Raw genomic sequence first — 16,601 nt, 5'->3', positions numbered from 1 at the left:
AAAACGCGACAAACTTCCCCAAACTTGTGATCCGTTTGGGTTTATTGCCCGCATATCCCGGCCATACCGACCGGCCACTCGAGATCTTATATCGGGAAGCGGCGCCTCGTAGAGGCCGCGCGGCCAACCAGCGACAAGCTTGAAATAATCCTCATCAAGCCAAACCGCAACCGCAGTTCCCCATGATTCAGGCAAACTAACCAGTCTTTAATCTGTCTGTGAATAGGCAAGTATTTCATCATGCATGGGTGCGATGATTTTATGGTCTTAATTTGTCACTCTTGGCTTGGCCGAACCTTGCGGCGACTTACCAACGTCTTTCCTTGCCGACATCTTTCAATGCGCTAACACTCCCGATGAACCGTTTGGATTCCTTCGTGGAATCGTCTCAATGCGCATCATGGGCAAGATCGGTCGTGGCTGTACCGCGCAGAATGGATGCGGAATCGTGCCCCCTCGCCCGAGCTTGCGTTTCCCCTTGAAATTGTCCTGGTCCTGGAAACTGCCCTTGAACTTGAGTCGGACCGCGCGCGGCGAAAAATCGATCGACCGCCTCGGCGACCTTGGTCACAACTTTTCCGCGCCATTCCGGTGAAGCCAAGGCCGCGTGATCATTCTCATTGGACAAATAGCCGAGTTCGAGCAAAACCGAAGGAACATCAGGCGCCTTCAAAACGCGAAAACCCGCCGAGCGCTGAGGGTTTTTGTTGAGCCGGCCGACGACTTTCCAGTAATCGACTAAAGTCCTCGCGAAAACATGGCTGTAGGCTCTCGTCTCGCGCCGCGTCAAATCGAATAGAATATCGGTAATTTCCGGCGTTTCTTCCTTACTTTCGAGACCGCCGACAAGATCCGCCTGGTTTTCCTTATCGGCGAGACGTGCGGCCTCGGCATCCGAGGCCTTGTCCGAAACCGTGTAGACGGTGGCACCACCGACATCCGCCGTCTCTGAAAGAATATCGGCGTGGATCGAAATGAACAGATCGGCATGATGAGCCTGGGCAATCTTGACCCGCTCTCCGAGGGGAATGAAAATATCATCCTCCCGCGTCATGATAATCTGATAGCGCCGGCTAGCGTTAAGCTTATCGGCCAGGCTTTTGGCAAAATCCCGCACAAGGTTTTTTTCGACGAGCGTACCCGCCATCGCTCCGCTATCGACGCCGCCGTGGCCCGGATCGATGACAATGACAGGCCGATCCACATTGGGTCCCGGCTTCGGCGCAATCATAGGCGCATTGTCCGGCAAAGCCGCCGGGGCCTGAGCGGATGCCAGCGCGACTTCCTGCCGGCCATTTTGCGCCGCCGCCCGAAAACTCGCCCGATCGGTCGCGGCCAGGACAATGACGAGGCGCGCCCGGCCAGACGATGAAGTGTCTTGAGCGGCTTCCATGCCCGCTCGGATCACGCGAGCTGGCTCCTTGAGATCGATGACGATGCGCGATCGGCCGGGTGCGAAAGAGCCGAAACGATAAGCCGCAATGAGCCCGCTCGGGGCCACAGTCTGCGCGGTGGAAGCATGGCGCCCCCGGCGATGACGAGCCAGTGCCGCAGGGGCAGGCGCGAAAGTGGGTGGCGCGAACATGAAATCGACGGCGGGCAGATCGATGACCACACGATCAGGCGCGGAAAGCACCATGGCCTTGACCTCGACCGGAGCGGAAAGATCAAAGACAAGCCGGCTTCCCTCGCCACGCGTTTCGAGCCATGCCGCCGAGGCCTGAACCGGCGCCTGTTCGGCGGCAAACGAAGAAACCGGGCTCATGAAAATGAAAAAAAGCCACGCTGCCCACGCCCTGCCCGGCTTGGAAAAGCCCTGAAGCAAAGAGAAGAATCGATCCAGCGAAGCCCGCACTGGATGGCCATTCCAGTCCCAAAACATCATCGGCCCGCGCACCCCAGACAACCCAATCCCCATCCTTCCGGCTTGCCCAAGCTGGGTTCTCCAAAGACCGTTCCCAAGGAACAGGAAAGTTCGCGGCCCGGTCCGAATCATCGCTTTCGAATCAATACCGTTCGGCCCCAGCTCCGCTTCCCCTTGTCCTCGTATCTAACTCTTATCCTCTTGAATCCTTGCCTTTTCTCTGAAAAGATTCGAGCGTATTCGAAAATGATGCCCTATGAAAACGATCCAATTTGCCCAAACTTGCCGGTGCCAGCATAAATGTTGTGTGGTTAATGACTTATCACCAATTCAATGCTGGAAAAAACGATCAAAAAAACGCGGATTCATGCCAGAAGCTTGCCAAACCCCTGATATCCTCGATATGAATAAGTGAACCAGTTCGCACAGAGGGCGCGCGGTCTTCCTATCCGCAGGCGCCTCACAGCTTCAGCCCGCGAATGCGGCGTGGCCTCGACGCATCCAAGCAGATCGAGGACTTAAAAGCTGCAACCGCGTGCTTACGACATGCCCGTTGAACTGGGCGGAACCGGATTCCTCGGAATCCTCGTGCAACCTAGCGAGAATATGGTCTGACCCGTGCGGGGTAATTTATCGACCCGGACCAATCAGCAAAAGGCCATGCAGCCGATCTCTCGGCTGCCGTTCCTCGCGCCACATTTCTTCTCGACCTCAAAAGGGGAGACAGCGGTCTTCCCACGCATTGCGACTCTCGAGTTTCACCTTCTCGGTTCCCTTGCTCTCAAACCCTTAGTTTTTTCCCATCCAACGCATGATACGCCGGAAGCCCGGCGGCCCCGCCCGGAAAGGATCCGGCCGGCTCTGCTCATGAGCCTCGCCCCCAAAACCACGCGGCGGACGGCACCCAGTCGGATGACCCTTGGCGGGATAGTCCCTAGCGGAATATTTCGTGGTTACGTGACGCTTGCCCGGACAAGACTTGCCCGGCCCTTCAACGGCCAGATCAGCCACGGTTTGCCTCACAAGGCTCCGCTCGGCTCGGCAAGTCCCTCTTCCTTCAAGCCGATTTTCCACACAATCGATCAGCCTCAAGCCGATCGAGACCAAGGTGTTCAGCGGCCTAGGCGCCCGCGCGTCATGCCCGAACGAGTTTCCCATGGCCAACAAAATGCTTATCGATGCCTCCCATCCGGAAGAGACCCGGGTGGTGGTTCTGCGTGGTAATCGCGTCGAGGAATTCGATTTCGAATCCGCCAGTAAAAAACAGCTTCGCGGCAATATCTATCTTGCCAAAGTCACCCGGGTCGAGCCGTCCCTGCAGGCCGCTTTCGTCGACTATGGCGGCAATCGCCATGGCTTCCTGGCCTTTTCCGAAATCCACCCGGATTATTATCAGATTCCTGTCGTCGACCGTCAGGCTTTGATCGAAGAAGAGGCACGCGCCCAACACGAAGAAGATGAGGAGCCACAGGCTCCACGCCGCAGCCGGCGCTATCGCCGCGGTGACCGCAACGGCCAGCGCGCCGCCGAGAAACGGCGCAATGAAGACGACGTGCTGGCCCTATCCCCCGTCTTGCCCGAAGCGGTTGAACCCGCGCCCGACCAGGCGGAAATGACCGACGAACCGCAAGCCTTTTACACGGCGGATTCAACGGATCATTTTCCCCATTTCGAGAACGGAGCGGTAGAGACACCGGACGCCGACGAGACGCAGGCGGACGAACCCTTTCTCTTCCCGCCCCACGAAACCACTGCGGAGGAGTTACAACCGAGCTTCCAATCGAGCTTCCCGGCAAGCGAGGAGGAGCCCGCCGATTTCACGCGCCACGAGCAGCGGGAAGTCTCAAGCGACGAGAACGACGAAGCGCCTTCGGAGGAGCTCCCCTTCAACGCAACGGAATTGGCCGGCACGGCTGTGGCCGCCCCGGAAGCAATTCCGACACGCGATGATTTCGGCAACGATTTCAATGACGACGAGGGAGATGAAGGGGACGAGACCGAGGAAGAAGACGAGCAGGTCGAGCAGATCGGCGGCGACAGCGATGCCATGGAAGAAGCCATGCATCGCGCCCCCCGCTATCGCCGGCAATATAAGATTCAAGAGGTCATCAAGCGGCGCCAGATCCTTCTCGTCCAGGTGGTGAAGGAAGAACGTGGCAACAAAGGCGCCGCGCTAACCACTTATCTTTCGCTCGCCGGACGCTATTCCGTCCTGATGCCGAATACGGCCCGTGGCGGCGGCATTTCCCGCAAGATCACCGATGCGGGCGACCGGCAGCGGCTGAAGGCCATCGCCCAGGAACTCGAAGTGCCGGAAGGCATGGGCGTCATCCTGCGCACGGCTGGCGCCGCGCGCACCAAGGCCGAGGTCAAGCGCGATTTCGAATATCTCCTGCGCATGTGGGAAACCGTGCGCGAAATGACCTTGAAATCCACGGCCCCGACCCTCGTCTATGAAGAAGGATCGCTGATCAAGCGCGCCATCCGCGATCTCTACAATAAGGATATCGACGAAATCATCGTCTCGGGCGAGGCTGGCTATCGCGAGGCCAAGGACTTCATGCGCATGCTCATGCCGAGCCATGCCAAAAGCGTCCAGCTCTATCGCGATCCGCAACCGATCTTTGCCAAGGCAGGTGCCGAGGCTCAGCTCGACGCCATGTTCTCGAACCAGGTCACCTTGCGGTCGGGCGGTTATCTCGTCATCAACCAGACCGAGGCGCTTGTCGCGATCGACGTCAATTCCGGCCGCTCGACGCGCGAACATAATATCGAGGACACGGCCGTCCGCACCAATCTCGAGGCTGCCGATGAAATCGCCCGGCAATTGCGCCTGCGCGATCTCGCCGGTCTCATCGTTGCCGATTTCATCGACATGGAGGAAGGCCGCAACAATCGCGCGGTGGAACGCCGGTTGAAGGAAGCCCTCAAGAACGATCGCGCCCGTATTCAGGTCGGACGCATCTCGCATTTCGGCCTGCTCGAAATGTCACGCCAGCGCATCCGCACCGGCGTTTTCGAGGGCTCGACCGTTATATGTCCGCATTGCCTCGGCGCCGGCATGGTGCGTTCAACCAGCTCGATCGCCCTGCATGTGCTGCGGCTGCTCGAGGATGCGCTGATCAAGAATGCCGCCTATGACATTACCGTCAAGACGCGCACGGTCATCGCGCTCTATATCCTCAATCAGAAACGCACGAATCTGCGCGAATTGGAGCAACGTTTCGGAGTGAGCATCACGGTCGCGGCGGACGAGAGCCTGACCGGAATGACCTATCACGCTTTGGAACGCGGCGAACTCGCCAGCGGCACCAAGCTGCCCGTGCGGGAAACAGCTATCGGACCGGCCGATATCTTCCCTCTCGACGAGGAAGAAGAGATCGAAATGGAGGCCGAGGAGCTGGAACCCGTCTCCGGTTCGGATGAGGGTTCGAACGAGGACGAGGAAGCCACCGCCGAAGCCGAGGGTGAAACGGAGGCCGATGGCCGCGCTCGCCGTCGCCGTCGCAAGCGCCGCCGTGGCGGGCGTGGCAGCGACCGGGAAGGGTCAGGCATTGCCGCCAATGCACCGCAACCGTCCGATGATGCCTTGGGCCTGATCGCAGGCATGTCGCCTTATGCCGCTGCGGATGACGAAAACGCCGCGGCCTTCACAGCGAGCGAAGCAGAGGAAACTCGCGACGAGGAAACCGAAGGTGCGGAGACCGTGGAGGCAAAGGGCGAGGACATAGCCCCCGCGCCGAACCGCAGGCCGCGCCGTTCCCGCTCACGCGGACCAAGACGGGCCAATGCGGAAGCGGCCGAGTCATCGGCAGGTTCAGCGACAGAGACGGCGATTTCGCAGGAACCTTTTGAGCCAGAAAGCTCGCTTCCATCAACAGGTGCCGAAGCTGAACACTTGGCTCCATCTCAACCTGTGGAGCTGAGCCACGCCGAAGATTTTGCCCCCGTGCTATCCCCGGCTGCACCAGAGGAACCGCATATTGTGGAAAGCGTCCCGGTTGCTCCGGTGGCCTTGCCCATGATCGTGCCCGAGCAAGGGAGCACGGCGCTTGTGCCCGTCGAAGCGGAAGCGGAAACGGCCTCGATCACGCCCCCCGTTGAGGAAAGCGGTCCGCCGCAACCCAAACGCTCCGGCTGGTGGCAAAGAGCCAAGGCCAGTCTGCGGGGCTGATCAGTCTCTTCGTCTTCATATGATCAGTCAGGACAATGGCCTTCGATATTATCAGCGTCACCTGGAGCCGCTTAACCTAACGTCAAGCTAGAACGTCCAAGATCGCGAAAATCCTCCGGATTTTCGCGATCTTTTCATGTGCGACGGCGGCCATGACGAGAGGGATGCGGCGCTGGACTGGCACATCCACTGCTGCCATCCCGAGAAATCCCCGGATTTAGATCAAATACGTGCCAAATTTGAACATTGGCCGGCGGGCCAAGCTCATTTTGGTTCAGGAGGCCATGATGAGACATGCTGCGAGTCAGCATTTATATTCTTATTGGAATCAATTACGGCGCGATCGTCCGGCGCCGGAACGTTCCGAGATCGATCCCGCGGAAATCCGCTCTATTCTCGCCTATACATTCATATTGGAAATGGATGCGCAGGCAGCTTTTCCCTTTCGCCTTTCCGGCGCCAGGATCAACGCTCTCTTCGATAGGGAACTGAAGGGACGATCCTTCATCGGCCTCTGGCGCGACAAGGAAGCCGCCAGCATGGCAACCTTATTGCCCAGGATCGTCGATCATGCCTGTCCGATTGTCGCGAGGATCAATGCCGCGCCACAAGGTTATGCGGAGAGCGCGTTCGAGCTTCTGCTGCTGCCGCTCTGGCATGAGGATATGACGCGATCGCGTATTCTTGGATGCCTCGCCGGTTTTGACCACCCCGCCTGGCTCGGCCTTCTGCCGGTCGAACGTCTCGTCTTGCGCGGGCTGCGGCAGGTTCAGGAAAAAACCGCGCAGAATCAGGAAATAGAAAGCCAACACGAAGCAGAGCAAGCACGCGCCAAGCCGTTACAAAAAGCGAGCGTCTTCTCTCTCGGTGGCCATCTCGTCCGCCAATACGGCCATTTGCGGGTCTATCCCGGCGGCCGCCAGGATGCCTTGGCCTAGAAACACGATGCGATGTTTTCGCCTCTACTTGGTATCAATCGCCCTCACGGGCTGGAGAGAGGCGTGGGCGGCGGCGGGGCCGTGGAACCGGCGCCCAATGAGCGTTGCACCATGATGGTGTCAGCCCAGTGGCCGTATCGATAGGCGACACTTGGGAGGACGCCGACTCGTGAAAAACCGAACGTCTCATGAAGTCCAAGCGAGGCTGCATTATCGGCATCAATATAGCCGATCATTTGCCGGAACCCGGCTGCCGCACAGGCGTCAATCAACCCCTGCATGAGCAGCCGCCCTATGCCTTGGCCGAGATGTTCATGGTGAACATAAATCGAATGCTTGACCGTATAACGATAGGCCGGCCGCTTGCGGAACAGCACGACATAAGCATAGCCAATGACCTCGCCGCCCAGCATTGCTACCAGATGCGGGAAACGACGGTTGCGCAGGTTCTTGCGCCGATCGCGGAGATCGTCAGGTTGGGGCGTGCCGCTGTCGTCGACTCCTTCTTCGATGCCGCGCCGGATGTGCCGGCGGTAGATCTCCAGCATGGCCTCGACATCTTTGTCCTGTGATGGCCGGATGACGACAGCTTGTTCATTCTCCATCTATGACTCGGCCCGCGCATTCTTAATTTTATAGATAAATGATCCTGACACTTGCGAACCAAGTGTCAGGTTTATCCACTCTCATACCAAAGGTCGTGAATAACGACCTTTGGTTCCTTTCTTGAATTTTCGCTTTTTCAAAGCGAGAGCGAAAATTCAAGAGCGGTCCAACGGTCATTGATTATGACCGTTGGTATCACACCAAGTCTCATGAAGCATGCGTCTTGGAACATGCTCTCCTATTCGGAGACCACGTAAGTGTAAAGCCGGACGCGGCCGCCAGCATCCACCTCGCGATAAACGCCTTGAATCTCCACCTCGAAGCCGGGGAAGGCATTGAAGCTCGCCTCGAACATTTTGAGATAGTCGATCATCGGCTGCGCGCGCTCAGTGATACGCTCACCCGGCACGATCGTCGCGATCCCAGGCGGATAGACCACGAACGGTGTTGTGGCGATCCGGCCAAAGATGGCATCGATGGGGAGGTAATCGACGTCATTGCGTACGAGACAACGCGCCGCATCATGTGGAGACAAGGCGATCTCCGGCAGATGGTCAGGCGAAAACTGCTTCGCCTGCAAAGCGCTGACATCCGCGTCGCGGAAGAAACGATGCATGTCCGCGCAGAGATCGCGCAGGCGCTCCCCGGCATAACGTGCCGGCCTTCTCCGGTAGAATTCGGGAATGGCTTCTTCCAGCAGCACATTATCATCATGCAGTTTCTTGAAAGCGACGAGCCCGCTAACCAGCGTGCCGGCCTTGCTGGCCTCCACTCCAGGCGTCAGCAGGAAGAGCAGCGAGTTGAGGTCATTCTTTTCCGCGACAATGCGATTCTCGCGCAAATATTGGGCGACAACCGGGGCTGGGATGCCATGTTCGGCATAATTGCCAGTGGCGCGGTCGAAGCCAGGCGTCAGCAGCGTCAGCTTGTTGGGGTCGGTCATGGCAAAGCCCGGCGCCATGTCGGCGAAGCCGTGCCAGGCGGCACTCGGCGCGAGTTGCCAATAAAGAGGGTCGGTGGCGAGCTGGTCTGTCCCGATCGCCTCCCAGGCGACATCATGCACCGCGCCCTCGCGGGACACATCGGGGATCATGATACGGTCGGGCACGAAAGACTCGAAGAACCAGCGCCGCTCGGGACGTATTTCTTTCTCCTCGAACTCACGCTTTATGGCGCGAATCTTCTTGCGGAGCTCAATACCCAGCCTGATCGTATCGTCCCATAGCACCTCACCCGAACGCCCCTTCATCATCTGCGCGCCGACATCCAGCGATGCGAACAGCGGATAGAAAGGCGAGGTCGACGCATATTGCATGAAGCTCTCGTTGAAGCGGCGATGCTCGATACGGCGCTTTTGCCCCTTGATGTGACGATCCTTGATATGGATCTGCGAGGCCTGCGAGAAGCTGGCCAATTGCTTATGGGTCGACTGGGTGGCGATGATACCGGGGGCGTCAGGACCAAGGTCTGAAAGCCCCATGGCAAAACGCCCTGCATAGAGCGGATGAAACTTCATGAAGCCAGCCCAGGCCTCATCGAACAGGATGTAATCGCAAAGATGTCCGATGCGCTGGAGGATCATCTCGGCGCTGTGGATCGTGCCATCATAAGTGCATTGTTCGACCACGGCGACGCGGAACGGGCGCGGCCGGCGCCAAGCCTCGGCATCCTTGACCAGCGGATGAGTACGGATACGCTCGCGCAGTGCTTTCTCATCGAAAGCATCCCAGCGCATTGGGCCGATCAAGCCGAAGGCATTACGCACCGTCGGAAGATAGACCGGAATGCCGCCGCTGATCATCAAGGCGCCATGATGGGCGGCCTTGTGATTGTTACGGTCGAACAACACCAGATCGCCGTCGGTCACGAGCGCGGACAGCGCCACCTTATTGGAGGTCGAGGTGCCGTTGAGGACGAAATAAGTCTTCTCCGCGCCAAAAATCCGGGCGGCTTCCTTTTGGGCCTGCAAAGCCGGCCCTTCGTGGGTCAAGAGGTCGCCAAGATCGAGCACTGAATTGTCGAGGTCGTCGCGGAACACCGCCTCTCCGAGATGCTCCATGAAGACCCGGCCAATCGGGCTACGGCCATAGAACACGCCCCCATTGTGGCCCGGACAGGTCCATAGCTGATTGCCTTCTTGGGCATAATCGACGAGTGCGCCGAAGAATGGCGTCTTCAACGTCTCGGCATATTGCTTGAGACGGCTGATGAGATTCTTGGCGATGAAGGCAGGTGTCTCTTCCGAGAGAAAGACATAGCCATCGATGAAGTCGAGCACTTCGACGGGCAGATCCTCGAACCGCTTGCGGCGGATCAAGAGGATGATCGGAAAGTCGAGGCCACGGCGGCGCATGAGATTGATCAGCGCGGCCGTCTTGCCCTCGAGGCCCTTCTTGCCCCAGTCAACCACCATGCATCCGATGGCGGCGTCGGTCTGCACCGCAATCTCGGCGTCTTCGAGCTTGCGGGCCTTGACGACTTCGAAACCGGAGCGCTCGATCTCGTCGACGATCTGATTGAATCGGACGCCTTCGAGATCGTCCGCATCAAAGGCCGGTATCGCGAACAGGAACGTGAATCGTCTGAAATAGTCCATGCATCCCTCGGTCATATCCGAGGGGAGATGTCGGCTCATTCCATGACAGAGCGGTGACTATCGAAGGCGATGGCGCATCGGGCGGACCAATGCACCGGAGCGACGTGCAGGCGCGAGGCATCAAAGTGAGCCCAAAAGCGGTGCTCCCTTTTGGGTTTGATGCCCTCGATCTTCAGAAATCGTCGAGATCGATATCGAGGATCGCCATCTGAAAGGTGAAGCTCTTGCCTTTGGCGTCGTCGGCGGAGATCACACCGAGAAAATCGTCACCCGAATTCAGTTCGACGGAATCATTTTTTTTCGGGCGCGGAATGATTTTAAGCCGATCGTTCTCAAACAAGCGGCGCAGATAATCCTGCAGGACCGGGCGCTCGACTGGCACTTTCATCGCAAAGGCGAAGGAACGGTCGCCATCCTCGTCGTCGACCATGATTTCGCCGATCTGCCGCTCGCCAAGCAGGACATCCGCATCATCGGGATTTTTACGCGCCTGCGTGACTTTGATGCCCTGATTGCCGAAACTCTGGCGCAGGAAGCCTTGCAATTTTTGCAGCTCTGATTTTTCCAAGATGCTCTCCGAAACGCGGAACCTCGGCGCCGCCGCCAAGCTGCTCCGCCGCGATCAACCTTTCCAGCTTTATGAAAAGACATCGGACAGAGCCAGGGTCGTCTTCCCGCGCGTCCGATGATCGTTTTCGTGTTTAACCGCGGAATGTGGAGAGGGAAAGTCGGGCGATCGTTTCAGAGTCGAAGAAACTGACAGAAATCGATGTCAGTCCTGACCGCTCGTTGCCGCCAGAATCTGATCCATGAAACGAGAGGGCTCGGCGCAGCCGGCTTCGCCAACGATCTGCGCCGGGACGCCCGCCACGGTCTTGTGATCGGGCACCGGGCGCAGGACCACCGACCCTGCTGCGATTCGAGAGCAGCGGCCGATTTCGATATTGCCGAGGATCTTGGCCCCCGCGCCAATCAGCACGCCAGGACGGATTTTGGGATGCCGATCGCCGCTTTCCTTGCCCGTTCCGCCCAAGGTCACATCCTGCAGCATGGAGACATCGTCATCGATAACGGTCGTCGAGCCGACAACGAGACCCGTCGCATGATCAAGAAAGATGCCCTTGCCGATTTTTGCGGCGGGATGAATATCGGTTTGAAAGACTTCCGAAGAACGGCTTTGCAAATAAAGGGCGAAATCCGTGTGGCCAGCCTCCCAAAGGGCGTGAGCGAGCCGATAGATTTGAATCGCGTGGAAGCCCTTGAAGAACAGAACCGGCTCGATGATCCGCGTGCAGGCGGGATCGCGATCGATCACGGCAGCAATGTCTGCCCGAAACGCTTGGCCGATCGCCGGCTGCTGGTCCAGAATGTCGAGATAGGTCGTGCGAATGAGATCGCCCGGCACGTCCGGATGGCCAAGACGAGACGCCAGCCGATGGACGATGATCGCCTCGAGACTGTCCTGATTCAGAATGGTCGAAAAGACGAAACCCGCCAGTTCAGGTTCTCGCCGTACGGTTTCCTCCGCCTCGATCCGCAGCTTGGCATAGATTGGATCGGCCTTGGGGAGGCCCATCGCTTTGGCTGTGGCTTGCAAGGCATGGGTCACTTTAACCATCTCCTCGAGCATCAAAATCGAAAGGTATTTTTCCTTTCGAAGGCATTCGATGCATTTTCAAAACGCCGGACACGACATCAGCTTTCCAGCGAAAGTCATTCGCGCCCGCCTCTTCAACCATTCCTTGCCGCAAAACACGCGCGGCTCGGGACATTTGCTCTACTTCAGCCATCATGACAGGCGCGAGGCCCTCCCTATCTGTCCAGTGTTGCGACCGGACAGACGGAGTGCCGCGATTTGAAACAGTTCCGGCCCAAACCGGCTCCCGCCTGCATACGCTCGTTACGGCCTGTTTAGCAAGAATTCGACCACTCCCTTTTTATAAACGGGATCTCCCACTGCCCTATTATGGTCGCGGCCGGGAATGGGCAGAACGTGGGCTGCCGGCAGCAAAGCGGCAAGCTTGTGAGGATCCCCCGCGACATCATCGGTAGTCCCAACAGCGACCAAGGCGGGTTGGCGGATCTCGCCAAGCTGTGCCTCGGTCATGGTCTGGCGGGCCCCCCGGATGCAGGCGGCAAGGGCCTTGAGATCGCTTTTCGTTGCTTCCGCGAAGCTGCGAAACATGCGTTGCATTGGATCGGTCAGTGTGTCTAAAGAGGGGGCCTCCATCGCTTCGGCTATGCCGAGCGGCAAACCGGCGCCATCCACGAGATGATAGCCGAGCCCAGCCAGAATCGCCGAGCGGACCCGCTCTGGATGCGACCAGGCCAAATAAGCCGTGATCCGCGCACCCATCGAATAGCCCATGACATCGACCTGCTGCAGCCCGAGATGATCGAGCAGGGCTATGGCATCGCCGCACATCTCCTTGATATGATAAGCGGCAGGATCATAAAACTTTTCGCTGCGGCCATGGCCGCGATTGTCGAAGGCGATGACCCGGCGCCCGGCTTCCGTCAGGGTTTTGACCCATTGCGGAAACACCCAATTGATCGCATGGGTCGAAGCAAAACCATGAATAAGGAGGATGGGTTCGCCGCGATCGGCTACCACCGGCGCTTCGTCGATAAAGGCGATGCGCACCCCGCGCGCCGAAAACTCCTGCATGGTCTGCTCCTTCCTGCCGCCTCATTCGCCGTGGTAACCATGACTTGCGATCTTGGGCGCGACAGATCAAGCGAATTGATCATCAGATCTTGGCCTCAGACGTTCGACCCCTATCAAATCCTGGCCCGATCGCATAAAGGTGACCGGCAACCATTTGCTTTTCGCGGGGCTACTCGCTTTCATTCCCACAGTCCCGTTCGCGCATTCTGGAGTTGGTCCTGATGGCTTCGCACAGCACTCCGCATTTTCATAACCAACCGGGTGTCGAAACCGTGCGTGTCGGCGCCAAGGAATTCATGTGCGTCGGCGCCTTGCCGCCTTGTGACCATCCCCATATTTTCATCGATATGGGTGACGACAACGAAGCGATCTGCCCCTATTGCTCGACACATTATGTTTATGACGCCAGCCTGCATGGGGGATGCGAGCCGCCGGAATGCCGTTTCGAGCCCGCTCTCGAAACCACCAATGCCACGGCCTGATGGTTTTCTGATCCCGCCCGAAATGTTCGCACCCTAGACAATTGCATGCGCCAGTCCCATGCGCTCATTGCCGGCGCCGGCATCGGTGGCCTGACGGCTGCTCTCTGTCTTGCGCGGCAGGGTTGGCGCATCAGTCTGTTCGAACAGGCGCCCGTCCTCGAAGAGGTGGGGGCCGGGCTGCAACTCTCTCCCAATGCCAGCGCCATTTTGCGGGGGCTCGGCGTGCTGCCGCATCTGGAGCACGCCGCGCTGAGACCGCAAGAGCTCGTGCTCCGTCGGGCGCGTGACGGCGCCTCTCTCATCCGTCTGCCTTTGCATGAAGCCGAACATCTTTGGGGCGCCCCCTACCTCCTGGCGCATCGGGCCGATCTGCAACGCGCTCTGCTCGAAACGCTCGCGCTGCATGAAAACATCAGCTTGAGACTGGGTTCGACCGTCGCCGGTTTTGCCTCGGGCGCCGACGGCGTCCGCATCGTCGTCAAGCACGGACAAATCAAAAGCACGTTCGAGGGCGATTGCCTGATCGGTGCCGATGGCGTGCATTCCCTCGTGCGCGGCCGGCTTCTGGAAGCCTCACAGCCGCTCCCGCAAACAAAGAGAGAGCTTTGCAAACGGACGGCTTGGCGGGCGCTTGTCCCCGCCGAACTGGCCAGTACGGAGATGTTGAAGCCGCGCACCAATCTCTGGCTCGGTCCTGATGCTCATCTCGTGCATTATCCCCTGCGCCAGGGCACGGTCGTCAATGTCGTCGCCGTCATCAAGACAAGGCCTTCGACCGATTCCACGCAAACGTTCTGGGCTGGGATCGGCGATCCCGCCGAACTGGCGCAATCCTTTACCACATGGGCAGAACCCGCCCGCGCCCTGCTCGCGGCGGCGCCACAATGGCGCACCCACCCTTTGCTTGATTATCCACCTTTTCCCACCTGGTGCGCGGGGCGTGTCGCGCTTCTTGGCGATGCCGCCCATCCCATGGTGCCTTTTCTCGCGCAAGGCGCGGCCCAGGCGATCGAAGATGCCGCCATGCTAGGTCACGTTCTCGCGGAACCCCTCACAGGGACGCAAACGATCGAAACAGCGCTCGTGACCTATCAAAAGCAGCGTTACGCCAGAGCGAGCAAAGTCCAGGCTGCCTCACGCCGACAAGCCACAATCTACCATCTCAAAGGGCCTGCCGCCTTGGCCCGCGACACGGTCTTGCGTTTCAGCAATCCGGAACGCACCCTCGCCGGCTATGGTTGGCTTTATCAGGTTCAGAATTACCCACAGGACGAATTGACATAAATTCCGTTTGTTCTATTTTTGTTCTCGTCCGATGTCGGAACAAAAAGAGAATAAGCGGGGTGCGCCATGGTGGAAGCTGGACATCTGCTGAAACAAAACGTGGTCAAGACGCAGCTGGCCCCCAACTGGCTGAGCGTGCCATCCGATCGCGTCGCGATCAAGGACGTCCTGCCTACCTCTGAAAGACGGGGCCGTGGGGCTGTGTCCAATCGCGGTGGACGCTTCGAACAGGAAGCCCGCCAGCGTGAGCATGACGGCTGGCATGAAGAAGAGCCGCCGCCTCTCGCCACCAGCGTCACGCCGGAAAAAGTCCGCACCCTTATTACGCATAATGATTCCCCGGATATCGGCTTCGACCGTTCGATCAATCCCTATCGGGGTTGCGAACATGGCTGCATCTATTGTTTCGCACGGCCGACCCATGCCTATCAGGGTCTTTCTCCTGGCCTCGATTTCGAAACCAAGCTGTTCGCCAAGGCGGGCGCCGCGGCAGCGCTCGAACGCGAATTGGCCGCGCCTTCCTACCGTCCGAAAACCATTGCCATCGGCACCAATACGGATCCCTATCAACCCATCGAGCGGCAACAGAGGGTCACGCGTCAAATTCTCGAAGTTCTCGCCCGCACCAATCATCCGGTTGCGCTCGTCACCAAATCCGCGCTCGTGTTGCGCGATCTCGATCTGCTTGCGCCCATGGCACAAAAGGGGCTCGTCAAGATCGCCATTTCCGTGACGACACTCGATGCCGGGCTCGCCCGCAAAATGGAGCCCCGCGCCAGCACGCCGGAACGGCGGCTCGAGGCCATGCGGCTCTTATCGGAAGCGGGTGTGCCGGTGAGCCTGCTGCTCGCGCCCATCATTCCCGGCCTCAACGACAGTGAGATCGAAACAATCCTGACGCGCGTCCATGCCTTGGGGGTCCGCGAGGCCGGCTATGTCATGCTCCGCCTGCCGCTGGAATTGCGCGATCTGTTCAGCGAATGGCTGATGGAACATGCACCTGCGAAAGCCCGTCATGTTCTCTCCCTCGTGCAATCGGTCCGCGGCGGCAAGCTCTACGACGCCACATTTGGCAAACGCATGACCGGCACTGGCCCCTATGCCTGGATGGTCGGGCGGCGTTTCGAGATCGCTTTGGCGAAACTCGGTTTTTCCAAATCGCGCAAAAGGCTGCGCAGCGATCTGTTCCAACCGCCCATGCGGGAATCGGCGCAACTCTGCTTGTTTTAAAAGAGGCTGGTTCTTATTCCGATTTGCGGCGTTCATAATGGCCGGGGTAAGCCCTTGTGCACCGCTTGCCCTGGTCAAAGGCCTTCACGCGAGGCATCATGACGCGATCCCTGCAGTCGAGTCCGCATGCCCAAAGAGACACTCTCCAATCCGTCCCAACCGGATTTCACCTTCGAGAAACGCTTGCGAAAGCGTGGCTTTACCCTGATCGCCGGCATTGACGAAGTGGGGCGTGGGCCGCTGGCCGGCCCTGTGACCGCGGCCGCCGTCATCCTCGACCCAAAGAATTTGCCGCAAGGCCTCAACGATTCAAAAATGCTTTCCGCCGAGCAGCGCGAGGCGCTCTATGATCTGATCCTGGCGCGCGCCCTGGCCGTGGCCATAGCCTGCGTAGGTCCGGGTGAGATCGATCGCATCAATATTCGCCAAGCCACCTTGACGGCCATGCGGCGCACCCTGCCCGCTCTCGCCTTGGCACCGCATTATGTACTGGTCGATGGCAATGACTTGCCCGAAGACCTGGGGTGTCCAGGCGAAACCATCATCAAGGGCGATGCCCGCTCCTTGTCGATTGCCGCAGCCTCGATCGTCGCCAAGGTCGCGCGCGATCGATTGATGCAGCGTCTTTCAGCTCTCTATCCAGCCTATGGCTTCGAAAACCACGTCGGCTATGCAACGCAAGCCCACCTCACTGCGATAGAAGCATATGGGCCATGCCCAATTCACAGGTTGAGCTTTTCACCCTTCACTACCAAGTAA

At 58.8% G+C, this 16,601-nt stretch carries 14 protein-coding genes; 6 read left to right on the top strand and 8 right to left on the bottom strand.

Translation table 11 applies throughout. From position 1 onward, the window contains the following. Window positions 1–388: 388 nt before the first annotated feature. Window positions 389–1,765 carry an N-acetylmuramoyl-L-alanine amidase gene (locus BIND_RS04745; protein WP_148210557.1) on the bottom strand — a complete coding sequence of 459 codons (1,377 nt, stop codon included), beginning with the start codon at window positions 1,763–1,765 and terminating at the stop codon, window positions 389–391. Window positions 1,766–2,653: 888 nt separating this feature from the next. Continuing rightward, window positions 2,654–2,875, bottom strand: a complete 222-nt coding sequence (locus BIND_RS21225; protein ID WP_012383938.1) for a hypothetical protein — start codon at window positions 2,873–2,875, stop codon at window positions 2,654–2,656. Between the two features lie 145 nt (window positions 2,876–3,020). Between BIND_RS21225 and BIND_RS04740 the strand changes: the two genes are divergently transcribed. Both BIND_RS04740 and BIND_RS04735 read left to right on the top strand, forming a co-directional pair. Further along, window positions 3,021–6,038 carry an Rne/Rng family ribonuclease gene (locus BIND_RS04740; protein ID WP_012383937.1) on the top strand — a complete coding sequence of 1,006 codons (3,018 nt, stop codon included), beginning with the start codon at window positions 3,021–3,023 and terminating at the stop codon, window positions 6,036–6,038. A gap of 284 nt (window positions 6,039–6,322) precedes the next feature. Continuing rightward, window positions 6,323–6,976, top strand: a complete 654-nt coding sequence (locus BIND_RS04735; RefSeq protein ID WP_148210556.1) for a PAS domain-containing protein — start codon at window positions 6,323–6,325, stop codon at window positions 6,974–6,976. A 44-nt stretch (window positions 6,977–7,020) separates the two neighbouring features. On the opposite strand, the gene BIND_RS04730 is transcribed toward BIND_RS04735, so the two are convergent. The 6 genes from BIND_RS04730 to BIND_RS04710 form a co-directional block, all read right to left on the bottom strand. Next, entirely contained in the window at window positions 7,021–7,581 is a 561-nt protein-coding gene (locus BIND_RS04730) for a GNAT family N-acetyltransferase (RefSeq protein WP_012383935.1), read from the bottom strand. 239 nt (window positions 7,582–7,820) lie between these two features. After that, on the bottom strand, window positions 7,821–10,178 hold the full coding sequence (locus tag BIND_RS04725; RefSeq protein ID WP_012383934.1) for an Orn/Lys/Arg family decarboxylase: 2,358 nt from the start codon (window positions 10,176–10,178) through the stop codon (window positions 7,821–7,823). 172 nt (window positions 10,179–10,350) lie between these two features. Then, complete coding sequence (locus tag BIND_RS04720) at window positions 10,351–10,746, bottom strand: DUF3126 family protein (protein WP_012383933.1); 396 nt, start codon at window positions 10,744–10,746, stop codon at window positions 10,351–10,353. Window positions 10,747–10,950: 204 nt separating this feature from the next. Further along, a complete protein-coding gene (cysE, locus tag BIND_RS04715) occupies window positions 10,951–11,796 on the bottom strand; it encodes a serine O-acetyltransferase (protein WP_081433809.1) in 846 nt (281 codons plus the stop codon). Then, window positions 11,789–11,971: a hypothetical protein gene (locus BIND_RS21220; RefSeq protein ID WP_148210555.1), complete on the bottom strand. Its 183-nt coding sequence runs from the start codon at window positions 11,969–11,971 to the stop codon at window positions 11,789–11,791. Before BIND_RS21220 ends, cysE begins: the two co-directional genes overlap by 8 nt. Before the next feature lie 107 nt (window positions 11,972–12,078). Next, window positions 12,079–12,846: an alpha/beta fold hydrolase gene (locus tag BIND_RS04710; RefSeq protein ID WP_012383931.1), complete on the bottom strand. Its 768-nt coding sequence runs from the start codon at window positions 12,844–12,846 to the stop codon at window positions 12,079–12,081. A 221-nt stretch (window positions 12,847–13,067) separates the two neighbouring features. Between BIND_RS04710 and BIND_RS04705 the strand changes: the two genes are divergently transcribed. From BIND_RS04705 to BIND_RS04690, 4 genes are all read left to right on the top strand, one after another. Continuing rightward, window positions 13,068–13,328 (top strand): zinc-finger domain-containing protein, encoded by a 261-nt coding sequence (locus BIND_RS04705; RefSeq protein WP_012383930.1) that lies wholly within the window; start codon window positions 13,068–13,070, stop codon window positions 13,326–13,328. Window positions 13,329–13,373: 45 nt separating this feature from the next. Further along, entirely contained in the window at window positions 13,374–14,612 is a 1,239-nt protein-coding gene (locus BIND_RS04700) for an FAD-dependent monooxygenase (RefSeq protein WP_012383929.1), read from the top strand. A gap of 66 nt (window positions 14,613–14,678) precedes the next feature. Continuing rightward, window positions 14,679–15,842: a PA0069 family radical SAM protein gene (locus tag BIND_RS04695; protein ID WP_012383928.1), complete on the top strand. Its 1,164-nt coding sequence runs from the start codon at window positions 14,679–14,681 to the stop codon at window positions 15,840–15,842. Between the two features lie 126 nt (window positions 15,843–15,968). Next, a complete protein-coding gene (locus BIND_RS04690; RefSeq protein WP_012383927.1) occupies window positions 15,969–16,601 on the top strand; it encodes a ribonuclease HII in 633 nt (210 codons plus the stop codon).

Origin of the sequence: Beijerinckia indica subsp. indica ATCC 9039 (assembly GCF_000019845.1) — a bacterium.
Lineage (GTDB): Bacteria > Pseudomonadota > Alphaproteobacteria > Rhizobiales > Beijerinckiaceae > Beijerinckia > Beijerinckia indica.
This window is presented reverse-complemented; position numbering and strand designations above follow the sequence as displayed.

Coding starts and splice junctions, on each gene's coding strand:
- BIND_RS04745 (WP_148210557.1), bottom strand. CDS start 1,765: ATGAGCCCGGTTTCTTCGTTTGCCGCCGAACAGGCGCCGGTTCAGGCC.
- BIND_RS04740 (WP_012383937.1), top strand. CDS start 3,021: ATGGCCAACAAAATGCTTATCGATGCCTCCCATCCGGAAGAGACCCGG.
- BIND_RS04735 (WP_148210556.1), top strand. CDS start 6,323: ATGATGAGACATGCTGCGAGTCAGCATTTATATTCTTATTGGAATCAA.
- BIND_RS04730 (WP_012383935.1), bottom strand. CDS start 7,581: ATGGAGAATGAACAAGCTGTCGTCATCCGGCCATCACAGGACAAAGAT.
- BIND_RS04725 (WP_012383934.1), bottom strand. CDS start 10,178: ATGGACTATTTCAGACGATTCACGTTCCTGTTCGCGATACCGGCCTTT.
- cysE (WP_081433809.1), bottom strand. CDS start 11,796: ATGGTTAAAGTGACCCATGCCTTGCAAGCCACAGCCAAAGCGATGGGC.
- BIND_RS21220 (WP_148210555.1), bottom strand. CDS start 11,971: ATGATGGCTGAAGTAGAGCAAATGTCCCGAGCCGCGCGTGTTTTGCGG.
- BIND_RS04710 (WP_012383931.1), bottom strand. CDS start 12,846: ATGCAGGAGTTTTCGGCGCGCGGGGTGCGCATCGCCTTTATCGACGAA.
- BIND_RS04705 (WP_012383930.1), top strand. CDS start 13,068: ATGGCTTCGCACAGCACTCCGCATTTTCATAACCAACCGGGTGTCGAA.
- BIND_RS04700 (WP_012383929.1), top strand. CDS start 13,374: ATGCGCCAGTCCCATGCGCTCATTGCCGGCGCCGGCATCGGTGGCCTG.
- BIND_RS04695 (WP_012383928.1), top strand. CDS start 14,679: ATGGTGGAAGCTGGACATCTGCTGAAACAAAACGTGGTCAAGACGCAG.
- BIND_RS04690 (WP_012383927.1), top strand. CDS start 15,969: ATGCCCAAAGAGACACTCTCCAATCCGTCCCAACCGGATTTCACCTTC.